The 657-nt window shown below is 67.6% G+C and carries 1 pseudogene; it reads left to right on the top strand.

Features of this window, described 5'->3' with window-relative positions:
• Positions 1-233: 233 nt before the first annotated feature.
• Positions 234-657, top strand: a pseudogene (locus ACIKT0_RS19625) (hypothetical protein); the annotation flags it as partial.

Raw genomic sequence — 657 nt, 5'->3', positions numbered from 1 at the left:
ACTCGTAAAACAGCGCCGCCTGGTCGACCTGCCGTTCACCCATCATCGCCGCCGCCCTCCGCCCGCATGACGGAGTGAATCAGCGACGGAGCCCCGCTTCAACGGCCGAGTTTTTCAACGGAATCGGCGCAAAGCGGCTGAGGCTCCGTGCCAATAGGATAGGAAAATAAGCGCAGACGCGCAGCCGATCGGGTGCTATCCTCCGTCGGCTTCGTCAACGCGGACCTCGCCCCATGCCCGCCTTCCGCGCCCATTCCGCCGACGAGATCGCCCACGCTCGGACCCTCTATGAGGAGACCGATCTCTCGCCGCATGACATCGCCAGGATTCTCGGGATCGGGACCAACACCTTCTATCGGCGGGTGAAGAGCTGGGGGTGGCGGCGGCGCAGGCTTCGGGTGGAGGAGGTGGAGGCTGCGGCGGTTGTGGCCGCGGGGTCGCGCGACAGGGCGCTCCGGAGGATCGGCCAAAGGGTGCTGGACGAGCGGCGGGCGGCGATCGACCGGGCGGAGGACGCCATCGTCGCGCAGCTCGACGCGCTCGAGCTGATGCAGGCGCGGGTCGCGGCGGCGGCCATGACGGTGCTGCAGAGCGAGAAGGGAGACGATCCAGAAATAGGGGTTGCCGCGACCGTCGTTGCGGCCCTCGATCTTCAGC

The sequence above is a fragment of the Hansschlegelia beijingensis genome (genome assembly GCF_045505405.1).
Taxonomy (GTDB): domain Bacteria; phylum Pseudomonadota; class Alphaproteobacteria; order Rhizobiales; family Methylopilaceae; genus Methylopila; species Methylopila beijingensis_A.
Note: the sequence above shows the minus strand (reverse complement) of the source record. Positions and strands in the feature narration are given on the sequence as shown.